This window comes from Streptomyces sp. ISL-87, assembly GCF_018614095.1.
Classification (GTDB): Bacteria; Actinomycetota; Actinomycetes; order Streptomycetales; family Streptomycetaceae; genus Streptomyces.
In genome coordinates, this window is the sequence record NZ_JAGGOY010000076.1 from 37536 (window position 1) to 58052 (window position 20517).

Consider the following 20517-nt stretch of genomic DNA (forward strand, 5'->3'; position numbering starts at 1 on the left):
GAGTTGTTCCCTGGCTTCGCCATGGCCGACCGCAGGAGTTCCGCAGTGATCGGATTCCGCAACGTCAGCAAGAACCGGGACCGCCGTCGAGTGCGACGAATGGCCGGGATCGGGATGGTTCTGCCGCTCACCGTCGGCGCGCTCGTGGCGGGCGGGGCCGGGACCTCGGTAGCCAGTCCCGGGACCGGGCCCACCGCGGTGGTGTCCATGGGCGACAGTTACATATCCGGCGAAGCCGGGCGCTGGAAGGGCAACAGCCTGACCAACACCGGCAGCCGCAACGGCACCGACCGCGCCTGGGTCAGCGGCAGTACGTACGACCCCGCGAAGGTGTACGGGACCACCGCCGGCGGCTGTCACCGCTCCGACTCCGCCGAGGTCAAGAGCGCTGGGGCCATCGCCGACGTGGCCGTGAACCTGGCCTGTTCGGGAGCCGTCTCCGAGAACGTGTACCGGGCGTCCAACGGCGGGGTGTCCTACAAGGGCGAGGCCCCGCAGGCCGACCAGCTCGCCTCCGTGGCCGCCAGCCACGACGTCAAGGTGATCGCGCTGTCCATCGGCGGGAACGACCTCGGCTTCGCGGACATCATCAAGGCCTGCGCGTACGACTTCATCCTCTGGAACTCCTACTGCTACGACGACCAGCAGGCCGGGGTCGACGAGAAGATCGACGGGGCGATGGCGAACGTCGGCAAGTCCGTCGACGAGATCCGGGCCGTCATGCGGGGCGCCGGGTACTCCGACTCCGCGTACCGGATCGTGCTGCAGTCCTACCCGTCGCCGATACCGCGCGGCGCGGAGAACCGGTACACGCAGAGCGACTGGAGCCGCCTCAACACCGGCGGGTGCCCGTTCTGGAACCGGGACTCGGACTGGGCGCGGGACTCGCTCGTGCCGCAGATCGCCGGCCGGCTGAAGGGCGTCGCGGCGGCCAAGGGCGTGCAGTTCCTGGACCTGAAGGACATGCTCCAGGGGCGCGAGGTGTGCGCGAAGGCGAGCACGCTGGTGACCTCCACGGTCCCGGCGTCGGCGAAGACGAGCGAGTGGGCGCGCTGGATCGACAGCAGTGAGACGCAGGGGCTGGTCCAGGAGTCGATGCACCCGAACTACTTCGGCCAGCTGGCCGCCGGCCGCTGCCTCGCGCTGGTCACCGCGCAGCCGGCCACCGCCAACTTCGGCTGCAAGAACACCGCGGGGGCGGACCAGAGCGGGATGTACCTCGCGCCGGTCTCGTAACCCGGACGCAGGACGGCGCACTGTATACGGCCGCGGACCCGGAACAGGACACCTTCTACCGGGAGTTGCGGCAAGGGGTCCGGGCACACTAGTACCGCGCGGACGACGGCGGTGCGGACGCCACACCCGCAGTGGGTGGCGTCCGCACCGCCGCACGCTCGTCGCCGCGTCCGGTACGAGTCCGGGTCGGCGGGGCTCAGTGCACCGGCACCGGTTCCGCGGCCGACGAGGCCGTGCCCCGCCCGGCGCCGAGGTGGTTGAAGGCCAGGTTCAGCCCGATGGCCACCACGCAGCCCGTGCTGATGCCGGAGTCGAGGACGACCAGCAGGTCCTTCGGGAAGGCGTGGTAGAACTCGGGCGCCGCGATCGGGATCAGGCCGATGCCGACCGAGGCGGCCACGATCAGGGCATTCTCGCCCTTCTCCATGGCCGCGCCCGCCAGGGTCTGGATACCGCTGGCCGCGACCGAGCCGAAGAGCACGATGCCGGCGCCGCCGAGGACCGGCAGCGGGACGACGCCGATGACGGAGGCGGCCACCGGGCACAGACCGAGCAGGATCAGGATGCCGCCGCCGGCCGCGACGACGAACCGGCTGCGCACCTTGGTCATCGCCACGAGCCCGATGTTCTGGGCGAAGGCGCTGCACATGAAGCCGTTGAACAGCGGGCTGAGCGCGCTGCCGAGGGTGTCGGCGCGCAGGCCCCCCTCGATGGTCTTCTCGTCCGCCGGGCGCCCCACGATCTTGCCAAGGGCCAGGATGTCCGCGGTGGACTCGGTCATGCAGACCAGCATGACGATGCACATCGAGATGATGGCGGCGACCTGGAACTGGGGGGCGCCGAAGTGCAGCGGGGTCGGGAAGCCGACCAGGTCCGCGTTCTTGACGGCGTCGAAGCTGGTCATGTTCAGCGGGATCGCGATGAGGGTGCCGGCGACCAGGCCGAGCAGGATGGCGATCTGCTGGAGGAAGCCCCGCAGGAACTTGCGCATCAGCAGGACGATCGCCAGGGTGAGGGCGGCCATGCCGATGTTCTTCACCGAGCCGTAGTCGGGGGCGGCGTGGTTGCCTCCCTGCGACCAGTTGAAGGCCACGGGGAGCAGTGAGACGCCGATCAGGGTGATGACCGTACCCGTGACCACGGGCGGGAAGAAGCGGACGAGCTTCCCGAAGTAGGGGGCGGCGAGGAAGCCGAGAAGTCCGGCGACGATGATCGCGCCGAAGATGACGGGGATGGCGTTGTCCCCCTCCCCCTTGCCGATGGCGATCATCGGGGTCACACCGGCGAACGAGACGCCGTTGACGAAGGGGAGTTTGGCGCCGATCTTCCAGAACCCGAGGGTCTGGAGGAGGGTGGCGAGGCCTGCGGTGAAGAGCGAGGCGCCCATCAGGAAGGCGGTCTCGGTGGCGGAGAGACCGACGGCCGGGCCGACGATCATGGGCGGGGCGACAACACCCGCGTACATGGCGGCCACGTGCTGGAGACCGCTCGTGAACATTTTCAGCGGAGGCAAGGTCTCGTCGACCGGGTGCTTCTCCTCCGGTACTGCGACTGCGTCTTTGCGAAACCTGGGCGTAGGGGCCACGGCTTCCTCCGGTCGGTTAACACGTCGGCAGGGACGTGGGTGTCTTGGAGGTGGTGCGAAAGCTGTGCGAGTCGAGCCTGTGTTCAGTTGTGGTGGTGGCGCGGTGGGGGGTGGTGCAGTGATTCAGGGCATGCGAAAACGATTCGTCGCATGCGGAAACGATTCGCCCGAGTCGTTCCGCGAAAACGAGGAAGCAGTGGCACAAGTCACCGCCCCCGGGGGCGCCTTCGGAAAGAACCTCGGGCGCGTCCCGGGAACGGCTGCCGCGGACCCCGCTCGGGTCCGCGGCCGCCGGCCGAGGGCCGTCCCCCTCGGCCGGACTCCTGGGGGTCCCACCCGCCGAAGCCTGGTGGGGGATCCCCCCGGCGAAGCCAGGGGGAAGATCAGCCCTGCGCGGTGATCCGCGCGAGGCGCTGGGCCTCTTCCCGCGTGGACACGGCGATGGCGTCCTCGTCGGCGAAGAGCAGTCGGTTGTTCTCGACGATCTGCTTACCGTTGACCAGCGAGAGGGTGACCGGGGCGGCCGCACCGAAGACGAGCGCGGTGACCGGGTCGGCGATGGAGGAGTGAGCCAGGGTGCTCAGGTTCCACATCACCAGGTCGGCGCACTTGCCGACCTCCAGCGAGCCGATGTTGTCGGCGCGGCCGAGGACCTGGGCGCCACCGTACGTACCGAGGCGCAGGGCCTGGCGCGCGTTGAGGGCGCGCTCGCGGTGGACCGGGTTCAGGCGGTTGATCAGCAGCGCGTTGCGCAGCTCGGTGTGCAGCTCACCGGACTCGTTGGAGGCGGTGCCGTCCACGCCGAGGCCGACCGGGACACCGGCGGCGAGCATGTCCGGGACGCGGGCGATGCCGGCGGCCAGACGGGCGTTGGAGGACGGGCAGTGCGCGACACCGGTCTTGGTACGGGCGAACGCGGCGATGTCGGAGTCGTTCATGTGGACGCTGTGCGCCATCCACACGTCCTCGCCGAGCCAGCCGGTCGACTCGAAGTAGTCGGTCGGGCCCATGCCGAACAGTTCCTTGCAGAACTGCTCTTCCTCGACGGTCTCGCTGCCGTGCGTGTGCATGCGCACACCGAGGCGGCGGGCCAGCTGGGCGCCCTGCTTCAGCAGCTCGGTGGAGACCGAGAAGGGGGAGCAGGGGGCGACGGCGACCTGGGTCATCGCGTCGAAGGAGTAGTCGTGGTGCTTCTTGACGGTCGCCTCGGTGTCGGCGAGCGCGCCTTCGAGGGTCTCGACGGCGTGGTCCGGCGGCAGGCCGCCGTCCTTCTCGCTGCGGTCCATGGAGCCGCGGGCGAGGGTGAAGCGGACGCCCATCTCGGACGCGGCGCGGATGATCGCGCCGGAGAGGTCGCCGGAGCCCTTGGGGTAGACGTAGTGGTGGTCCATGGCGGTGGTGACGCCGCCCTTGGCCATCATCGCCAGGGAGCCCTGGGCGGCCGTGTACGCCATCTGCTCGTCGATGCGCGCCCACGTCGGGTACAGCGCGACGAGCCAGTTGAAGAGGTTGTGGTCGGTGGCCAGACCACGCGTGATCCACTGGTAGAAGTGGTGGTGGGTGTTGACCAGACCGGGAGTCACGAGGTGCCCGGTGCCGTCGATGCGGCGGACTACGTTCTCGAGGTTCTCGGGGGCCTTGCCCGCGCCGATGGACTCGATCTTGTTGCCGGCCACGACGACGTGACCCGAGGCGTACTCGGTGTCGTTCGCGTCGACCGTCGCAATCGCACAGTTCTCGATGACGATGCGCTCGACGGCGCTGTCATGGGCTGCCGATGCTGCCATGGGACTTCCTCGTGCTTTCAGTGGCGGTGCGGGCACGGCAAAACCCAGGGGATTTGAGTGCCGGAGCCGGGGGCCTTGACAGCTGACAGTACTGCCGCCCCGAGTGGTGCGTCCGGGTGCCGATTCAGGAAGTTGAGAGTGTTGCGCGCCGTCCCGGGGCCACTGCGGAGCCCCGGGACGCGCGTGTCGCATCAGAGGTTGGTCATGTCCACGGGGATACGGGCGTCAACGCCGTCGCGGAGAACCGTCGCCTCGATCAGACCGTACGGCCGGTCCGCGGCGAAGTAGACCTCGTTGTCGTTCTTGAGGCCGAAGGGCTCGAGGTCGACGAGGAAGTGGTGCTTGTTCGGGAGCGAGAAGCGAACCTCGTCGATCTCCGAACGGTGGTTGATGATGCGCGAACCCATCTGGTACAGGGTCTGCTGCAGCGACAGGGAGTAGGTCTCCGCGAAGGCCTGGAGCATGTGCTTGCGGGTCTCGGCGTAGGACTTCTCCCAGTTGGGCATCCGCTGCTCGTCATCCGACCAGTTGAAGCGCCAGCGGGCCGACACCTGGGTGGCCAGGATCCGGTCGTAGGCCTCCTTCAGGGTCGTGTACTTGTCCTTCACGTAACCCCAGAACTCGGAGTTCGTGGAGTTCATGACGACCAGGTCCTTGAGGCCGGAGATGACCTCCCAGTTCTGGCCGTCGTACGTGATCTGGGTGACCCGGGTCTCCATGCCCTGACGGACGAAGGAGTGGTTCACCTCATCGGAGCCGATGAACTTCGAGTTGGCGTCCGAGGTGGCGATCCGGTCCCAGGCGTACTCCTCGATCCGGATGCGCGCGCGCTGGATCGGCTCCTGGCTGTTGACGAACCAGCGCGCCAGGTGGATGCCGAACTGCTCGGCGGACTCGATGCCGTACTCCTTGGCGAACGCGTACACCGTGTTCTTGGTGGTGTCCGTCGGCAGGACGTTGGCGTTCGAGCCGGAGTAGTGGACGTCGTCCATGTCACCCGAGAGGGCGACCGAGACGTTCAGGTCCTTGATGTGGTGGGTGTCGCCGTCCCGCGTGATCTTGACTACGCGGTTCTCTGCTTTGCCGTACTGGTTCTGGCCGAGAATCGTGGGCATGTCTGCTAGCTCCCTCGGTAAACGGAGTAGCCGAACGGGTTGAGCAGCAGCGGTACGTGGTAATGCTCGCCCGGGTTCACCGCGAAGGTGATGGTGACCTCGGGGAAGAACGCACCGCTGTCCCTTACGCGGGGGGCGTCCTGCTGCGCCTCGGCTTGCTTCTTATAGAAGTACGTCTCGGTCTCGAAGTCGAGACGTACGTGGGTGGTGCCCTCCGGCAGGGCCGGCAGGTCCTTGCAGCGTCCGTCCGCATCGGTGGCGGAGCCGCCCAGGGCCGCCCACTCGCCGTCCAGGCCCGTGCGGGCCGACAGGGAGATGGCGACGCCCCCGGCGGGCTTGCCGATGCTGGTGTCCAGGATGTGGGTGGACACCGACGCTGTGGTCTCAGTGCTCATGCGCGGCTTCACTCTCCTTCTACGAGGCGGGTCAGGCGGATCCGGTTGATCTTCACAAGCTCGCCGCGGGCGATCTCTCGCTCCTGCTCCGGCGAGTGGTCGATCCGGACCTTGACCGCGTCCCGCATGAACTCACCGGTCGCACCGGTGGCGCAGATGAGGAAGACGTGGCCGAACTTCTCCTGGTACGCCAGGTTCAGTTCGAGGAGTTCGTTCTTGAGCTCCTCCGAGGCGCCGGCCATGCCACGCTGCTCGCGGGCGGAGGTCGGGTCTCCCGGCTTCGGCCGGCCGATCGGCGCGTGGCCTCCCATCGCCTCGCCGAGGTCCTCGGCGGTGAGCTCGGCCATGGCGGCCTCGTTCGCGGCGAAGAGGGAGTCGGCGGTGGCGAAGGGGCGCTGGGCGAGCAGCTTGCTCCCCCATGCCGAACTGGCGCACACCTCGTGGAGCTCGGCCGTGGCCGCGCTGTCGTCCAAGGCGTTGAACCGGGTGAGACCCGGGGTCGGACTCGAAGTCACGGTAGGCCTCCGTGGCCTGTTGTTGCTTTGACGGGCTGCGCATAGCTAACGCCCTCGACAACCGGGCGTCAACACTTTGTTGAAACTTCCCGTACACAAAAGCCGCCGCCCGGGTGAATTGGGCGGCGGCTCGTCACTGTGGGTCAAGCAGGTTTCACGCCTTGCTGCTCTTGTTGGGGTTTTCCCTGTTCAAGTAGTTGTAGACCGTGAAACGGCTTACGCCCAGGGCGCCCGCGACCGTCTCCACGCCGTGCCGCACGGAGAAGGCGCCACGCGCCTCCAGTATCCGCACGACGTCCTGCTTGGACTTCCGGTCGAGCTGGGACAGCGGTACGCCGTGCCGGCGCTCCAGCGCGGCCAGGATGTGGTCCAGCGAGTCGGACAGCTGGGGCAGGCGTACGGCCAGCAGCTCCTGACCCTCCCAGGTCAGCACGACGTCGTCGGGCGACGCCAGGGCCGGATCCATCAGCTCGCCGCCCATCGCGTCGACCAGCGGCTTGACCGCGGTGACGAACGGGTGGTCGCGGGGCTCGGTCATGGGGTGTCCTCCCCGATCACATTGACCTGGAGCGACACGCGGGTCGCCCCGGACTCCAGCGAGTCGCGCAGCAGCGCGGCCACCGCGGTGAGCACCTGGTCGGACTCGCCTTCGGCGGTGTTGCCGAACGGGCCGACATCCACCGCGTCCAGCTGGGCCTTCTGGATGACCTCGCGAGCGGCCACGGCATGGGCGGGGGCCTCTTCGAGATCGAAGGGCTCGGTCGTGAACTCCACTCTCAATCGCACGCAGGTCAACCTACTGCGCAGTCACGATTTTTCGTCAGTCCGTACTTGACATCTACGGCGAGCCCGATGCAGTCTTCCATCAAGCAGAAACTAACTTCCGCAATACGGAAGGAGCGCACACCCCTCATGGGATACACGGACCAGCGCTTCGATGTAAACCTTTCGATCCTCTTCACGGAACTCCCGCTCCTGGAGCGTCCCGCGGCTGCCGCCGCGGCGGGCTTCACGGCGGTCGAGCTGTGGTGGCCCTGGATCGAGACCCCCACCCCCGCTCAGGCCGAGCTCGACGCCCTCAAGAAGGCTCTCGAGGACGCCGGCACCCAGCTGGTGGGCCTGAACTTCTACGCCGGCCAGCTGCCGGGCCCGGACCGCGGTGCGGTTTCGGTACCCGGTGAGGAGTCGGACCGCTTCAACGCCAACATCAACGTGGCCGCGGACTTCGCCGCCTCGGTCGGCTGCAAGGCGCTGAACGCCCTCTACGGCAACCGCGTCGAGGGTGTGGACCCGGCGGTTCAGGACGAGCTGGCCCTCAAGAACCTGGTCGTGGCCGCTCAGGCCGCCGACCGTGTGGGTGCGATCCTCCTGATCGAGACCCTCAACAAGCCCGAGTCGCCGCTCTACCCGCTGGTGAGCGCCCCGGCCGGCATCGAGGTAGTGGACAAGGTGAACGAGGCCACCGGCCTCGGGAACGCCAAGTTCCTGCTCGACCTGTACCACCTGGCGATGAACGATGAGGACCTCTCCGAGGTCATCGAAAAGTACGCCGCCAAGACCGGGCACGTCCAGATCGCGGACAAGCCGGGACGCGGTGCCCCCGGCACCGGCGAGCTGCCCCTCGAGGAGCTGCTCGACCAGCTGAAGAAGGCCGGATACGAGGGCTACGTAGGCCTGGAGTACAAGGCCGCCGACGCCGCCGCCTCGTTCGCGTGGCTGCCGGCGGAGGCCCGCGCCGCCAAGTAGGCGGACAAAGTCCAGGCGATCAGCCAGGCACGTCACGCACTTTTCGTACAAAGCATTAAGAGAAGGACCCTCATCATGAGCACCCTCCCCAAGATTGCCTGGATCGGTCTCGGAATCATGGGCTCCCCCATGGCCGAGAACCTCCTGAAGGCCGGCTACTCGGTCACCGGCTTCACCCTGGAGCAGGACAAGCTGGACCGCCTGGCCGCCGCCGGCGGTTCCGCGGCCGGCTCGATCGCCGAGGCCGTCAAGGACGCCGACGTCATCATCACGATGGTTCCCGCCTCCCCGCAGGTCGAGGCCATCTCCTACGGTGAGAACGGCATCCTCGAGAACGCGAAGTCCGGCGCGCTGATCATCGACATGTCGTCGATCACCCCGCAGACCTCGATCGACCTCGCGAAGAACGCCGCCGAGAAGGGCATCCGCGTCATCGACGCCCCGGTGTCCGGCGGCGAGGCCGGCGCCATCGAGGCCGTCCTGTCGATCATGGTGGGTGGCGAGCAGGCCGACTTCGACGAGGCCCTGCCGGTCCTCCAGGCGCTCGGCAAGACCATCGTCCTGTGTGGTCCGCACGGCTCCGGCCAGACGGTGAAGGCTGCCAACCAGCTCATCGTCGCGGTGAACATCCAGGCGTGCGCCGAGGCCGTCGTCTTCCTCGAGAAGTCGGGCGTGAACCTCCAGGCCGCGCTGGACGTCCTCAACGGTGGTCTGGCCGGCTCCACGGTCCTGACCCGCAAGAAGGACAACTTCCTGAACCGCGACTTCAAGCCCGGTTTCCGGATCGACCTGCACCACAAGGACATGGGCATCGTCACCGACGCCGCCCGCAATGTCGGTGCGGCCCTCCCGGTCGGCGCGGTCGTCGCCCAGCTGGTCGCCTCGCTGCGCGCCCAGGGTGACGGTGGCCTGGACCACTCGGCCCTGCTCCGCGCGGTCGAGCGCCTCTCCGGCGCCCAGATCTGATCTCGGATCTGAGCGCCTCCGCTCCCCCTCGTTCGTTCAGGGGGACCTGAGTTTCCGGATGGTGCCGGTGCTGACACCTGTCCTGTCGCGCCCAAGCGCCGGCACCGTCCGGATTACCCTCTCCTCACTTTTTCTTTTCAACAAACTGTTGACGTCGCGTTCACGCCGAAATTAGGCTGTTCCGCATGACGGAAGACGGATTCCGTCAGCAGTTCCCCGTACGGAAGGTCACCATGTCGAAGCGCACGCTGACGACCGAGTCTGGCGCCCCGGTCGCCGACAACCAGAACTCCGCTACCGCCGGCGTCGGTGGCCCGCTCCTGGTCCAGGACCAGCAGCTCCTTGAGAAGCTTGCCCGCTTCAACCGTGAGCGCATCCCGGAGCGTGTGGTGCACGCCCGCGGCTCGGCCGCGTACGGCTACTTCGAGGTGACCGACGACGTCACCGCGTACACCAGCGCCGCGTTCCTGAACACGGTCGGCAAGAAGACCGAGACCTTCCTGCGGTTCTCCACCGTGGCCGACTCGCTGGGCGGCGCGGACGCGGTCCGCGACCCGCGCGGCTTCGCGCTGAAGTTCTACACCGAAGAGGGCAACTACGACCTCGTCGGCAACAACACCCCGGTGTTCTTCATCAAGGACCCGATCAAGTTCCCCGACTTCATCCACTCCCAGAAGCGCGACCCCTTCACGGGCAAGCAGGAGCCGGACAACGTCTGGGACTTCTGGGCGCACGCCCCCGAGGCGACGCACCAGATCACCTGGCTGATGGGTGACCGCGGTATCCCGGCGTCGTACCGTCACATGAACGGCTACGGCTCCCACACGTACCAGTGGACCAACGAGGCGGGCGAGGCCTTCTTCGTCAAGTACCACTTCAAGACGAACCAGGGCATCCGCTGCCTGTCGGGCGAGCAGGCCGCCGAGCTCGTCGGCAAGGACGCCAACTCGCACCAGACCGACCTGCTCCAGGCGATCGAGCGCGGCGTGAACCCGAGCTGGACCCTCTACGTCCAGATCATGCCGGCCGCCGAGGCCGCGGACTACCGCTTCAACCCGTTCGACCTCACCAAGGTGTGGCCGCACAGCGACTACCCGCTCCAGCGCGTGGGCCGCCTGGTCCTCGACCGCAACCCGGACAACGTCTTCGCCGAGGTCGAGCAGTCCGCCTTCTCCCCGAACAACTTCGTCCCGGGCATCACCGCCTCGCCGGACAAGATGCTCCAGGGCCGTCTCTTCGCGTACGCCGACGCCCAGCGCTACCGCCTCGGTGTGAACCACACCCTGCTGCCGGTCAACGCCCCGAAGGCGACGAAGGCCGAGAACTACGGCCGCGACGGTGTCATGGCGCTGCGCAACGGCTCGCGCCACGACAAGAACTACGAGCCCAACTCGTACCAGGGCCCGGCCGAGACCGGTCTGGCGCTGGGCGCCCCGAAGGCCGTCTCCGGCTACACGGGCACCCACGAGGCCCCGGCCCACACCAAGGACGACGACTTCTTCCAGGCCGGTGAGCTGTACCGCCTGATGTCGGAGGCCGAGAAGCAGCGTCTGGTGGCGAACATCGCCGGCGGTCTGTCTCAGGTCACCCTGGAAGACGTCATCGAGAAGAACCTGGCTCACTTCCACGCCGCCGACGCCGACTACGGCAAGCGCGTCGAGGAGGCCGTCCGCGCCCTGCGCGACGCCTGAGCCGCAAAGCTGCACCGGGGGCCTGACGGGAGGTCAGGCCCCGGGTGTTGAGCCCGAGCCGCGGACCCGGATGAGGGGTGGTACGCGGTAAGGGCAGGACGAGGACCGTGGTGGGCGTCGAGCCAGTGCGGTGGTAATGGGTTCCGAGGCCCGTCTCTTGACCTGAGGGAGACGATGCCGACGTTCTCGTCGCCGCCCACCGCGGTCCCAGCCATTCCTTGTGTATAGGGGCCACGCACAGAGCCCCCTATACACGGGGACACCTCCCACCATCTCCGGCCGTCGGGTTCCCCCCGCGGCCACAAACACTCCGCCCGGCGGTGCGAACGTCCTGTCGCGCCAGCCTCGCTCCGTCGGGCGGTCACACTCAAAGCGCCGAGTCACGGACGGTCCCGTGACTCGGTGCTTTGTCATGCCCGGGCGTGCCGGGGAAGACGGGTGGAGAGGACGAGGGCGGCCGCCAGCAGGGCCACCGTCACCAGGGCCGTGCCGGACAGGGCGGCGGATGGCGGGCGGCCGTGTTCGGTGAAGGCCGACCAGACCGTGACCAGCAGGGCCACGCCCACCGCGTTGGCCAGTTGCTGCACCGCGTTGATGCCCGCCCCTTCGGGGGACAGCCCCAACGGGCCCTGGAGGAACAGGGACAGCACCAGCATCAGGCCGGTGAACGAGGCGAAGAAGACGACCGCGACCAGGATTCCGCTGGTGTAGCCCCGGTTGGTGAGCAGGCTGGGGGCCATCAGGGGTGAGGGGCGCCGGCGCTGGAGCCGACAGAAGAACAGGAAGCCGAGGGGGCCTGCGGCCAGCAGGACGAACACCGCTCACTACGAACACTTCAAGGACCGGGCGGACCTGATCCGGCGCACCCTCGCCTTCATCAGTGACCGCACCACCGGTTACACCGATGAGGCCACGGCGGACACCGAGGACGCCCGCGGCGTCCTCCTCCAGCTGCTCCTGAGCGAGCTCCAGGACACCGACCGGGTCCGCGGGAACAGCATCGCCTGGGGCGAGCTGCGGGCCAGCGCCATCTTCGACACCGATCTGCGCGAGACCCTGGCCGAGTCCACGCGCAGCTGGTCCCAGGACACCGCCGACGCCATCTCGGACGCCCAGGCGGCCGGCCTGGCCGCTCTGCACGTCACGCCGCTGGACGCAGCCGAGCGGCTCACCGCCCTGGTGGAGGGCCTCAGCGAGCGCTGGCTGAGCGGTTCGCTCACCCTGGACCCGGGCCCGCGAGCTGTTTGCCGGCGCGGTGGACGCGGAGCTCGGGCCCGAGTAGCACAGCCCGAGTAGCTAGTCCGAGTGACAGAACCCGAGTGACAAGAGCCCAGGCGGGCGTTACGCACAACGACCCCCGTTCCTCCTCAGGGAGGGACGGGGGCCGTCGGGCTAAACCAGCTGGACCAGCTAAACCAGTTGGACCGGCACTACTGCCTTCGCGATCAGACAGACAGCGGGCGGATCGCGGTCGGGGCGTGGCCCGGCTCGGTCGCGAGCTCCTCGAACTCGGTGACGTCGCTCATGTCGACCGTCTTGCTCATCGAGATGTTGGTGACGCGCTCCAGGATGGCCTCGACGACGACCGGGACGCTGAACTCGGCGGCCAGCTTCTTGGCCTCCTCGAAGGCGGCACCCAGCTCGTTCGGGTCGGTGACGCGGATCGCCTTGCAGCCCAGGCCCTCGACGACCTTGACGTGGTCGACGCCGTAGACACCCAGCTCCGGGGCGTTGATGTTCTCGAACTCGAGGTTGACCTCGAAGTTGATGCCCAGACCGCCCTGCGCCTGACGGATCAGGCCCAGGTAGGCGTTGTTCACCAGGACGTGGACGTACGGGATCTTGTGCTGCGCACCGACCGCCAGCTCCTCCAGCATGAACTGGAAGTCGTAGTCACCGGAGAGGGCGACGACGGGGGTCTGCGGGTCGGCGGTGGCGACACCCAGCGCGGCCGGGATGGTCCAGCCGAGCGGGCCGGCCTGGCCGCAGTTGATCCAGTGGCGCGGCTTGAAGACGTGCAGCATCTGCGCGCCGGCGATCTGGGAGAGACCGATGGTGGTGACGTAACGCGTCTCCGGGCCGAAGGCCTTGTTCATCTCCTCGTAGACGCGCTGCGGCTTCATCGGAATGTTGTCGAAGTGCGTACGGCGCTGCAGCGTGCTCTTGCGCTCCAGGTGGGAGGCGACCCAGGCGCTGAAGTCGGGCAGCTTACCCTCGGCCTTGAGCTCCTTGGCGACCTCGATGAAGATCTCCAGCGCGGCCTTGGCATCGGAGGCGATACCGAGGTCGGGGGCGAAGATCTTGCCGAGCTGGGTGGGCTCGATGTCGACGTGGACGAACTTGCGGTCCCCGAGGTAGGCGTCCAGGTTGTAACCGGTGTGACGGTTGGCCCAGCGGTTGCCGATACCCAGGACGAAGTCCGACTCGAGGAACGTCGCGTTGCCGTAGCGGTGCGAGGTCTGGACACCGACCATACCGGCGGCCAGCTCGTGGTCGTCGGGGATGGTGCCCCAGCCCATCAGGGTGGAGATGACCGGGACGCCGGTCAGCTCGGCGAACTCGACCAGCAGGTCGGAGGCGTCGGCGTTGATGATGCCGCCACCGGCGACGATCAGCGGGCGCTCGGACTCCAGCAGGAACTGGATGGCCTTCTCGGCCTGCTTGCGGGTCGCGGCCGGCTTGTGGACGGGCAGCGGCTCGTACAGGTCCGGGTCGAACTCGATCTCGGTCAGCTGGACGTCGATCGGCAGGTCGATGAGGACCGGGCCGGGACGGCCGGAGCGCATCAGGTAGAAGGCCTCCTGGAAGACGCCCGGGACCTGCGCGGCCTCCAGGACGGTGGTGGCCTTCTTGGTGACCGGCTTGGCGATCGAGGCGATGTCGACAGCCTGGAAGTCTTCCTTGTGGAGCTTCGCGACCGGAGCCTGACCGGTGATGCAGAGGATCGGGATCGAGTCCGCGATCGCCGAGTACAGACCGGTGATCATGTCGGTGCCGGCGGGGCCGGAGGTACCGATGCAGAGACCGATATTGCCCGGGTTGGTACGGGTGTAGCCCTCGGCCATGTGCGAGGCGCCCTCGACGTGGCGGGCCAGCGTGTGCTTGATGCCACCCACGTTCTTGAGCTCGCGGTAGAACGGGTTGATCGCAGCGCCGGGCACGCCGAACGCTTGCGCGACACCCTCGCGCTTGAGGATCTCCACTGCAGCGGCGGCGGCTGTCATACGAGGCATCGAGTTCTCCTGCGGGTCTGGCGGTCAGGCTTTTCCGTAATCCGGAAGTTTTGTTCTGCTATACGGAACAAGCTAAGTGGCGGCTCCGCGCACGTCAAGGCGGTACGGGACCCCGGAAGCCACCAAAAGCCGCGTCTTGTTCCGTGAGTTGCACAAATGGCCGGGACATCGGCCCGGACAAGGCGGGCACGGTCGCCGTGACGGTCGCCGGTGGTGGAGCATGTACCTACGCACAGCGACGAGGGGGTCCAGGTCTCATGGCGGAAGCGGTACCAGTGCGCTGCCCGGCGTGCCTGCGCGAGAACAGCTACACCGCCCCGGTTTTCCCGTGTGCCTGCGGGAGTCCGGTCACGCCGCCGCTGGACTTGGCGGCGCCAGCCGTGCCACTGACCCATCGGACCTGGTCGGAGAGCTGGGTGACGGCGCGGTGCGCGTCCTGCGGGCGGGAGAGCGAGTGGCCGCATCCCGAGGTGGGGTGCGGCTCGTGCGGGACGGTGGTACGGATCCCGGTGCACGCACCGGGAGAGGTAGGGGCGGGCACGCCCCGGACCGCTCCGCGGTCGGCGGGCGCGCAGGCGGAGGAACCGCAGCCGCAGGACCCGCAGGCACAGGACCCGCAGGCGCATGACCCGCGCCCGGGGAATCCCCGGCCGGGGGACCCGCGGCGGCCGGACCCGTCCGGCACGAATCCGGCGCACGGAGCACCGCCGCCGGGCGCGCCGCCCGTCCCGCGGCCCGCGTTCCGGCCGGTGACCATCCGTACCGCACGCGACGCGGTGGCCACGGCCGCGCTGTACCTGCGCTGGCTCGGCTTCCAAGACGTACGGCAGCCCGACGGGCGGCCGATCCCCTCGGCGGCGGTGGACCTGAGGGCTCCCGGGCTGGTCGCGCAGGTGGACCCGACCACCGCGCCGGCCGGGCTGCGGGCGGTGGAGTGCGTGTGGCTGAACGGATTGACAGCTTCCGCGACCAGCGTCTACTTCGCACTCGCCGGGTACACGGAGGACGCCCGGACCCGGGCGGACGAGCTGGGGATACCGCTGTTCGTCATGGATCTCACCGGCATGCCGCAGCCGGTCAACGACCCGGCGGACCAGCTGATGGGTGCGGGGGCCTAGGCTCGGAGGCGATACCTGTTGCCGCTGCCGGTTGCCGCTGCCTGTTGCCTGTTGCCTGTCGGCTATTGCCCGGCGATCAGCCCTTCCTGCCGAGGAGATCCCCTTGAGCCTGTACGACATCCCGCTGACCTCCCTGTCCGACGAGCCCACCAGCCTCGCGGCCTTCAAGGGCAAGGCGATCCTGCTGGTCAACACCGCCTCGCAGTGTGGGCTCACGCCGCAGTACTCCGGGCTGGCCCGGCTGCAGTTCAAGTACGCCGAGAAGGGCTTCACGGTCATCGGTGTACCGTGCAACCAGTTCGGCGGCCAGGAGCCGGGCACCGCGGACGACATCCAGACGTTCTGCGCGGCCGGGTTCGGCGTGACCTTCCCGATGCTGGAGAAGTCCGAGGTCAACGGCGAGAACCGGCACCCGCTGTACGAGGAGCTGGTGAAGAACCCGGACTCCGAGGGCGAGGCGGGGGACATCCAGTGGAACTTCGAGAAGTTCCTGATCTCCCCCGCCGGCGAGGTCGTCGGCCGGTTCCGTCCGCGCACCGAGCCCGAGTCCCCCGAGCTCGTCGCCGCGATCGAGGCGCAGCTGCCCGCGTAAGGCCGCTCCGTCGCTCAGCTCGGCTGGCCTCGGCTCAGCTCAACTCAGCTCTGCCTCGTCGTACTCCTTCCCGGAACCGGCGGCGGTGAGCTCTCGCAGCTCCACCCGGCGGATCTTGCCGGACACGGTCTTCGGGAGCTCACCGAACTCGATGCGGCGGATCCTCTTGTACGGGGACAGGACCGCGCGGGAGTGCTGGAACAGCGCCCGGGCGGTCTCCTCCCCGGGTTCCCAGCCGGCGGCGAGCGTGATGTACGCCTTCGGTACGGCGAGCCGCAGCGGGTCCGGGGCCGGTACGACGGCGGCCTCGGCGACGGCCTCGTGTTCCAGCAGGGCGCTCTCCAGCTCGAACGGGGAGATCTTGTAGTCGGAGGCCTTGAAGACGTCGTCGGAGCGGCCCACATAGGTGAGGTGGCCGTCGGCGTCGCGCGAGGCGATGTCACCGGTGCGGTAGAGCCCGTCCGCCATGGCCTCGGCCGTGCGCTCCGGGTCGTCGCGGTAGCCGGTCATCACCCCGGCGGGCCGGTGGCGCAGGTCCACGCAGAGTTCGCCCTCGTCCGGGGACTCCTTGCCGGTGACCGGGTCGAGGAGGACGATCTCGTACCCGGGCGCGGGGCGTCCCATGGAGCCGGGCTTCACCGGGACCCCCGGGAAATTGCCCGCCTGGAGCGTGGTCTCGGTCTGGCCGAAGCCGTCGCGGATGGTCACGCCCCAGGCCTGGCGGACCTTCTCGATGACCTCGGGATTGAGCGGCTCACCTGCGGCGACGGCCTCGCGCGGGGGGTTGCGGAGCTTGGTGAGGTCGGACTGGATCAGCATCCGCCACACGGTGGGCGGGGCGCAGAAGGTGGTGACGCCGCCGCGGTCCATCTCGGCCATCAGCCGCTCGGCGTCGAAGCGGGTGTAGTTGTGCACGAAGACGGTGGCGCCGGCGTTCCACGGGGCGAACAGGTTCGACCAGGCGTGCTTGGCCCAGCCGGGCGAGGCGATATTGAGGTGGACGTCGCCGGGGCGCAGCCCGAGCCAGTACATGGTCGACAGGTGGCCGATGGGGTACGAGGCGTGCGTGTGCTCGACGAGCTTGGGCCGGTCGGTGGTGCCTGAAGTGAAGTACAGCATCAGGGTGTCGGTGGCCAGGGTCTCGCCGTCCGGACTGAAATTACAGTCAGCGTCGTACATGTCCTCCAGGCGGCGCCACGCGGTGGGAACCTCCGGCCCGGCGGCGATCCGGGTGTAGCCGCCCGGGACGTCGTCGAACTTGGCGGTGTCCTCGGCGCGGGCGATGACGTGGCGGACGTGGCCCCGCTCGATGCGGTCGCGCAGGTCGGCCGGGCCGAGCAGCGGGGTGGCGGGGATGACGACGGCGCGCAGCTTCATCGCGCCGAGCATCACCTCCCACAGCTCGCGCTGGTTGCCGAGCATGACCAGGATCCGGTCGCCGGCGGCGACGCCCTGGGCGCGCAGCCAGGTGGCGGCCGATCCTGACCGTACGCTCAGTTCCGCGAAGGAGAGCCCGCGGCTGGTGCCGTCCTCCTCGACGATCCGCAGGGCGTCGGCCCCGTTCCCGGTGGCGATGTGGTCGAACCAGTCCAGGGCCCAGTTGAAGCGCTCGGGGCGGGGCCAGGTGAATCCGGCGCGGGCGGCGTCGTAGTCCCCGCGGCGCTCCAGCAGGAAGTCCCGAGCGGCCAGGAACTGTTCGGTGGCACTGTTCTCCGTCATGAGAGGCATCGTGCCGCGTCGGAAGTAAGGATCACTAGAGCAGCGTCAGCCGCGGATTGACCCGAAGCGTACGGAGCCCCGGCCGGCCGGCGTCTCGTTCATCCCCGCGAGGAGCAGCTCCCCTTCGGCGACGATCTCGTCCTTGACCGCCTTCGAGGCCGAGCCGAACAGCTCGACGGTGAGCACGTCCCGGTCCGCCCCCGCCTCCGCTCCCGCCTTCGCCCCCGCCCCCACCCCCACCTTCCACAGCCCGGCGAGGAATCCGTCGACCAGGAGGGTGGAGTAGGCCTGGTTCCCCGCCCAGCTGCGCCCCTTGTGCTCGGGGGCGACCACGCGGCTGCGGTCGGCGTGCGAGAGCAGCAGGTTGTCGAACTCCGGGAGGAAGCGCGGCGGGGCGGGCGTCCCGGCATCCGGCCGGGGCGCGTCGGGCAGGTCGAAGAGCTCCACCCCGTTCTCGTCCCGGAAGACGGCGAGCCGGGGCCGCAGCCGCTCGAAGGCGTCCCGCAGCCGGGTCAGCCCCGCCCAGGTCTGCATGTCCTTGACGGAGGCGGGGCCGAACGCGCCGAGGTACCGAAGCACCACGTCGTCCACGGCCTGGGCCTCCCCGGCCGGCTTTCCGAGCCAGTTGTCGACGGTGGTGAGCCGCACCTGACCGCTTCGCCCCCACACGCCGCGCGGGGTCACCTGGACGAGGGGCAGCCGGCAGCGCGCGGCCACGGACAGGGACTGCGGGTCGGCGTCGGGCCACTCCTTGAGGAGCTCGTCGCGGATCTCCCCCATGGTGCGCGGCGCGGCCTCGACGTAGGCCCGGGCGCTTTCCGCGAGGCGCTCGAGGTCCACCCCGACGAGGCCCTTGCGGAAGTAGTTGACCTCCCGGTCCCGGGCGGCCTGGACGAGCGGCCTCAAGGTCAGCGCGTCGTGCGCGGTGTGCGTGTGGATGGTGGACCGCATGGTGACCATCCGGACCACCTCCCGGGACTCCATCAGCCCGGCCAGCTCGGCGGGCCGGAATCCGGCGAGCCGGGCGTGCAGCTGGAAGTAGGGCGGCTTCACGTTCTGGGCCTGGAGCCCCACGAGGTGCGCGACGGCGTCCCGCGCGGACATCCCGGCGCGGCTCAGCAGGAGCTGCCGGGCAAGGGTGGCACGGTTCAGTGACCGCGTATCGAGTACGGGATACGCCGGATGCGTCGGATGCGTCGAATACATCGTCCTGGAGGCCATGACAGCAAGCTAACCTCTCCTTGCGGACACCTCCTGTCCGCAACTCGACCCCGGCCGCATTCCCGGGCAGAACCCCAGCGCCCCTTTCCCCAGATATCCTGCCCCTTGCCCGTAAACGCACGTTCGACCGGGAGGTGACCAGAGATGGCCGAGCGCCCAGACCGCCGCCCCTCCCCGTCGTCCGGCAAGCGCCCGGGCTGGCGCCGCCCCGCGTCCCCGTCCGCGACGCCGCCCACCTCGCCTCCGGACGCCCCGCAGCCCGCCCCGCCGGCCCCGTCGCCCGGGAACCACCGCAGCGTGATCGACTCCGCGGTCTACCGCGACGGACGCCGCGTCGCCTCCCCGGCCACCCTCGCCGAGACCTTCCGGCGGCTGCGCGAACAGCCCGACGGCATGGCCTGGATCGGCCTGCACCGCCCCACGGAGCCCGAACTTCACTCCCTGGCCTCCGAGTTCAACCTCCACCCGCTCTCCATCGAGGACGCCCTGGAGGCCCACCAGCGGCCCAAGCTTGAGCGTTACGGGGACACCCTCTTCGTCGTACTGCGCGCCGCCCGCTACCTGGACGCCCTGGAGGAGGTCGACTTCGGCGAGCTCCACATCTTCGTAGGCCCGGACTTCCTCATCACGGTCCGCCACGGCGCCGCCCCGGACCTCTCCGCCGTCCGCCGCCGCATGGAGGCGAGCCCGGAACTCCTCTCCCTCGGCCCGGAGGCCGCCCTGTACGCCATCCTCGACTCGGTGGTCGACGGCTACGCCCCGGTGGTCGAGGGCGTCCAGAACGACATGGACGAGATCGAGACCGAGGTCTTCCGCGGCGACCCGGAAGTCTCCCGCCGCATCTACGAACTCTCCCGCGAAATGGTCGAGTTCCAGCGCGCCACCCGCCCCCTGGTGGGTATGCTCCACGGCCTGATGGCCGGCTTCGCCAAGTACGGCACGGACGAGGAACTCCAGCGCTACCTCCGCGACGTAGCGGACCACGTGACCCACACCAGCGAACGCGTCGACGGCTTCCGCCAGGCCCTCACCGAAATCCTGACCGTCAACGCCACCCTCGTCTCCCAACAACAGAACGCCGAAATGCGCGCCCTGGCCGAAGCGGGCTTCGAACAGAACGAGGAGATCAAGAAGATTTCCTCATGGGCTGCCATTTTGTTTGCTCCCACACTCGTAGGAACTATCTACGGCATGAATTTTGAGTCCATGCCGGAGCTGGGTTGGAGCTTCGGATACCCCCTCGCGATCTGCCTCATGGGGATGGTTTGTGTCAGTTTGTACGTGATTTTCAAGCGGCGTGACTGGCTCTAATTCCCCTCGCGTCACGCTCAGCCATCCTTCGCACTTCACTTTCGCATCGCTCACAGATCGGCCCAGAAGCGGCCGTGGGGAGTCCCTGGGGGGAATAGATGCGGGTGATCTCCTCGCCCTCCCTCCAGAGGGCCTCTGACCTGGCCTTTTAGGGACCCGGGAACGCTGGGGAGAATCTGGGGAGAACCCAGCCCGCCAGCAGGACGTCGCACCTACGCCGTCAAGGCCGCCTGTCCTCCGGTTCGCCGCCCCCTGCAACCGCGCAGCGACGCCGTGGCCAATCGCAG

Annotated in this window: 20 protein-coding genes; 8 read left to right on the top strand and 12 right to left on the bottom strand. The window is 68.7% G+C overall.

Annotation, left to right across the window (positions count from 1 at the left end; all coding sequences use genetic code 11):
* Nucleotides 1–45: 45 nt before the first annotated feature.
* Entirely contained in the window at nucleotides 46–1236 is a 1191-nt protein-coding gene (locus J7I97_RS26820; protein WP_374103564.1) for a GDSL-type esterase/lipase family protein, read from the top strand.
* A gap of 196 nt (nucleotides 1237–1432) precedes the next feature.
* On the opposite strand, the gene J7I97_RS26825 is transcribed toward J7I97_RS26820, so the two are convergent.
* The 7 genes from J7I97_RS26825 to J7I97_RS26855 form a co-directional block, all read right to left on the bottom strand.
* Nucleotides 1433–2821 (bottom strand): nucleobase:cation symporter-2 family protein, encoded by a 1389-nt coding sequence (locus J7I97_RS26825; RefSeq protein WP_214939495.1) that lies wholly within the window; start codon nucleotides 2819–2821, stop codon nucleotides 1433–1435.
* Between the two features lie 383 nt (nucleotides 2822–3204).
* Nucleotides 3205–4608, bottom strand: a complete 1404-nt coding sequence (locus J7I97_RS26830) for an 8-oxoguanine deaminase (protein ID WP_214939498.1) — start codon at nucleotides 4606–4608, stop codon at nucleotides 3205–3207.
* A 191-nt stretch (nucleotides 4609–4799) separates the two neighbouring features.
* Nucleotides 4800–5723, bottom strand: a complete 924-nt coding sequence (gene pucL, locus J7I97_RS26835) for a factor-independent urate hydroxylase (protein WP_214939501.1) — start codon at nucleotides 5721–5723, stop codon at nucleotides 4800–4802.
* Between the two features lie 5 nt (nucleotides 5724–5728).
* Nucleotides 5729–6118 carry a hydroxyisourate hydrolase gene (gene uraH, locus J7I97_RS26840; RefSeq protein ID WP_214939504.1) on the bottom strand — a complete coding sequence of 130 codons (390 nt, stop codon included), beginning with the start codon at nucleotides 6116–6118 and terminating at the stop codon, nucleotides 5729–5731.
* An 8-nt stretch (nucleotides 6119–6126) separates the two neighbouring features.
* A complete protein-coding gene (gene uraD / locus J7I97_RS26845) occupies nucleotides 6127–6633 on the bottom strand; it encodes a 2-oxo-4-hydroxy-4-carboxy-5-ureidoimidazoline decarboxylase (protein ID WP_214939507.1) in 507 nt (168 codons plus the stop codon).
* Nucleotides 6634–6787: 154 nt separating this feature from the next.
* Nucleotides 6788–7171 carry a helix-turn-helix domain-containing protein gene (locus J7I97_RS26850; protein ID WP_214939510.1) on the bottom strand — a complete coding sequence of 128 codons (384 nt, stop codon included), beginning with the start codon at nucleotides 7169–7171 and terminating at the stop codon, nucleotides 6788–6790.
* Nucleotides 7168–7419, bottom strand: coding sequence for a thiamine-binding protein (locus J7I97_RS26855; protein ID WP_214939513.1), 252 nt, complete (start codon nucleotides 7417–7419; stop codon nucleotides 7168–7170). The genes J7I97_RS26850 and J7I97_RS26855 overlap by 4 nt, the downstream gene beginning before the upstream one ends.
* Before the next feature lie 126 nt (nucleotides 7420–7545).
* Between J7I97_RS26855 and J7I97_RS26860 the strand changes: the two genes are divergently transcribed.
* The 3 genes from J7I97_RS26860 (at nucleotide 7546) to J7I97_RS26870 (ending at nucleotide 11036) form a co-directional block, all read left to right on the top strand.
* On the top strand, nucleotides 7546–8379 hold the full coding sequence (locus J7I97_RS26860) for a TIM barrel protein (RefSeq protein WP_214939516.1): 834 nt from the start codon (nucleotides 7546–7548) through the stop codon (nucleotides 8377–8379).
* A gap of 75 nt (nucleotides 8380–8454) precedes the next feature.
* A complete protein-coding gene (locus J7I97_RS26865) occupies nucleotides 8455–9345 on the top strand; it encodes a 2-hydroxy-3-oxopropionate reductase (protein WP_214939519.1) in 891 nt (296 codons plus the stop codon).
* 233 nt (nucleotides 9346–9578) lie between these two features.
* Complete coding sequence (locus tag J7I97_RS26870; RefSeq protein ID WP_214939640.1) at nucleotides 9579–11036, top strand: catalase; 1458 nt, start codon at nucleotides 9579–9581, stop codon at nucleotides 11034–11036.
* A gap of 410 nt (nucleotides 11037–11446) precedes the next feature.
* On the opposite strand, the gene J7I97_RS26875 is transcribed toward J7I97_RS26870, so the two are convergent.
* Nucleotides 11447–11776, bottom strand: a complete 330-nt coding sequence (locus J7I97_RS26875) for a hypothetical protein (RefSeq protein ID WP_214939522.1) — start codon at nucleotides 11774–11776, stop codon at nucleotides 11447–11449.
* Between J7I97_RS26875 and J7I97_RS26880 the strand changes: the two genes are divergently transcribed.
* Nucleotides 11757–12332 carry a TetR family transcriptional regulator C-terminal domain-containing protein gene (locus J7I97_RS26880; protein WP_308369347.1) on the top strand — a complete coding sequence of 192 codons (576 nt, stop codon included), beginning with the start codon at nucleotides 11757–11759 and terminating at the stop codon, nucleotides 12330–12332. The two genes, J7I97_RS26875 and J7I97_RS26880, sit on opposite strands and share 20 nt — an antisense overlap.
* A 149-nt stretch (nucleotides 12333–12481) precedes the next feature.
* On the opposite strand, the gene gcl is transcribed toward J7I97_RS26880, so the two are convergent.
* Nucleotides 12482–14269, bottom strand: coding sequence for a glyoxylate carboligase (gene gcl, locus J7I97_RS26885; RefSeq protein WP_214939525.1), 1788 nt, complete (start codon nucleotides 14267–14269; stop codon nucleotides 12482–12484).
* A 307-nt stretch (nucleotides 14270–14576) separates the two neighbouring features.
* Nucleotides 14577–14810: a hypothetical protein gene (locus J7I97_RS40025; RefSeq protein ID WP_308363554.1), complete on the bottom strand. Its 234-nt coding sequence runs from the start codon at nucleotides 14808–14810 to the stop codon at nucleotides 14577–14579.
* On the opposite strand from J7I97_RS40025, the gene J7I97_RS26890 reads away from it, so the two are divergent.
* Complete coding sequence (locus J7I97_RS26890) at nucleotides 14740–15387, top strand: hypothetical protein (RefSeq protein ID WP_308369349.1); 648 nt, start codon at nucleotides 14740–14742, stop codon at nucleotides 15385–15387. The genes J7I97_RS40025 and J7I97_RS26890 overlap by 71 nt on opposite strands.
* A 103-nt stretch (nucleotides 15388–15490) precedes the next feature.
* Nucleotides 15491–15979 carry a glutathione peroxidase gene (locus J7I97_RS26895; RefSeq protein ID WP_214939531.1) on the top strand — a complete coding sequence of 163 codons (489 nt, stop codon included), beginning with the start codon at nucleotides 15491–15493 and terminating at the stop codon, nucleotides 15977–15979.
* A 39-nt stretch (nucleotides 15980–16018) separates the two neighbouring features.
* Here the strand turns inward: J7I97_RS26895 and J7I97_RS26900 are convergent, their stop codons facing one another.
* The gene (locus J7I97_RS26900; protein ID WP_214939534.1) at nucleotides 16019–17698 is read right to left on the bottom strand and encodes an AMP-binding protein; all 1680 of its coding nucleotides are present in this window, start codon (nucleotides 17696–17698) and stop codon (nucleotides 16019–16021) included.
* A gap of 45 nt (nucleotides 17699–17743) precedes the next feature.
* Nucleotides 17744–18919, bottom strand: coding sequence for a winged helix DNA-binding domain-containing protein (locus J7I97_RS26905; RefSeq protein WP_251059200.1), 1176 nt, complete (start codon nucleotides 18917–18919; stop codon nucleotides 17744–17746).
* A gap of 144 nt (nucleotides 18920–19063) precedes the next feature.
* On the opposite strand from J7I97_RS26905, the gene J7I97_RS26910 reads away from it, so the two are divergent.
* Nucleotides 19064–20230 carry a magnesium and cobalt transport protein CorA gene (locus tag J7I97_RS26910; protein ID WP_214939538.1) on the top strand — a complete coding sequence of 389 codons (1167 nt, stop codon included), beginning with the start codon at nucleotides 19064–19066 and terminating at the stop codon, nucleotides 20228–20230.
* Nucleotides 20231–20517: the final 287 nt, after the last annotated feature.

Bases quoted from the DNA above. Each gene is read 5' to 3' on its own strand.
- J7I97_RS26910 (WP_214939538.1), top strand. From the start codon at position 19,064: ATGGCCGAGCGCCCAGACCGCCGCCCCTCCCCGTCGTCCGGCAAGCGC.
- J7I97_RS26850 (WP_214939510.1), bottom strand. From the start codon at position 7,171: ATGACCGAGCCCCGCGACCACCCGTTCGTCACCGCGGTCAAGCCGCTG.
- pucL (WP_214939501.1), bottom strand. From the start codon at position 5,723: ATGCCCACGATTCTCGGCCAGAACCAGTACGGCAAAGCAGAGAACCGC.
- uraH (WP_214939504.1), bottom strand. From the start codon at position 6,118: ATGAGCACTGAGACCACAGCGTCGGTGTCCACCCACATCCTGGACACC.
- J7I97_RS26865 (WP_214939519.1), top strand. From the start codon at position 8,455: ATGAGCACCCTCCCCAAGATTGCCTGGATCGGTCTCGGAATCATGGGC.
- gcl (WP_214939525.1), bottom strand. From the start codon at position 14,269: ATGCCTCGTATGACAGCCGCCGCCGCTGCAGTGGAGATCCTCAAGCGC.
- J7I97_RS26875 (WP_214939522.1), bottom strand. From the start codon at position 11,776: ATGGCCCCCAGCCTGCTCACCAACCGGGGCTACACCAGCGGAATCCTG.
- J7I97_RS26900 (WP_214939534.1), bottom strand. From the start codon at position 17,698: ATGACGGAGAACAGTGCCACCGAACAGTTCCTGGCCGCTCGGGACTTC.
- J7I97_RS26905 (WP_251059200.1), bottom strand. From the start codon at position 18,919: ATGGCCTCCAGGACGATGTATTCGACGCATCCGACGCATCCGGCGTAT.
- J7I97_RS26860 (WP_214939516.1), top strand. From the start codon at position 7,546: ATGGGATACACGGACCAGCGCTTCGATGTAAACCTTTCGATCCTCTTC.
- J7I97_RS26870 (WP_214939640.1), top strand. From the start codon at position 9,579: ATGTCGAAGCGCACGCTGACGACCGAGTCTGGCGCCCCGGTCGCCGAC.
- J7I97_RS26830 (WP_214939498.1), bottom strand. From the start codon at position 4,608: ATGGCAGCATCGGCAGCCCATGACAGCGCCGTCGAGCGCATCGTCATC.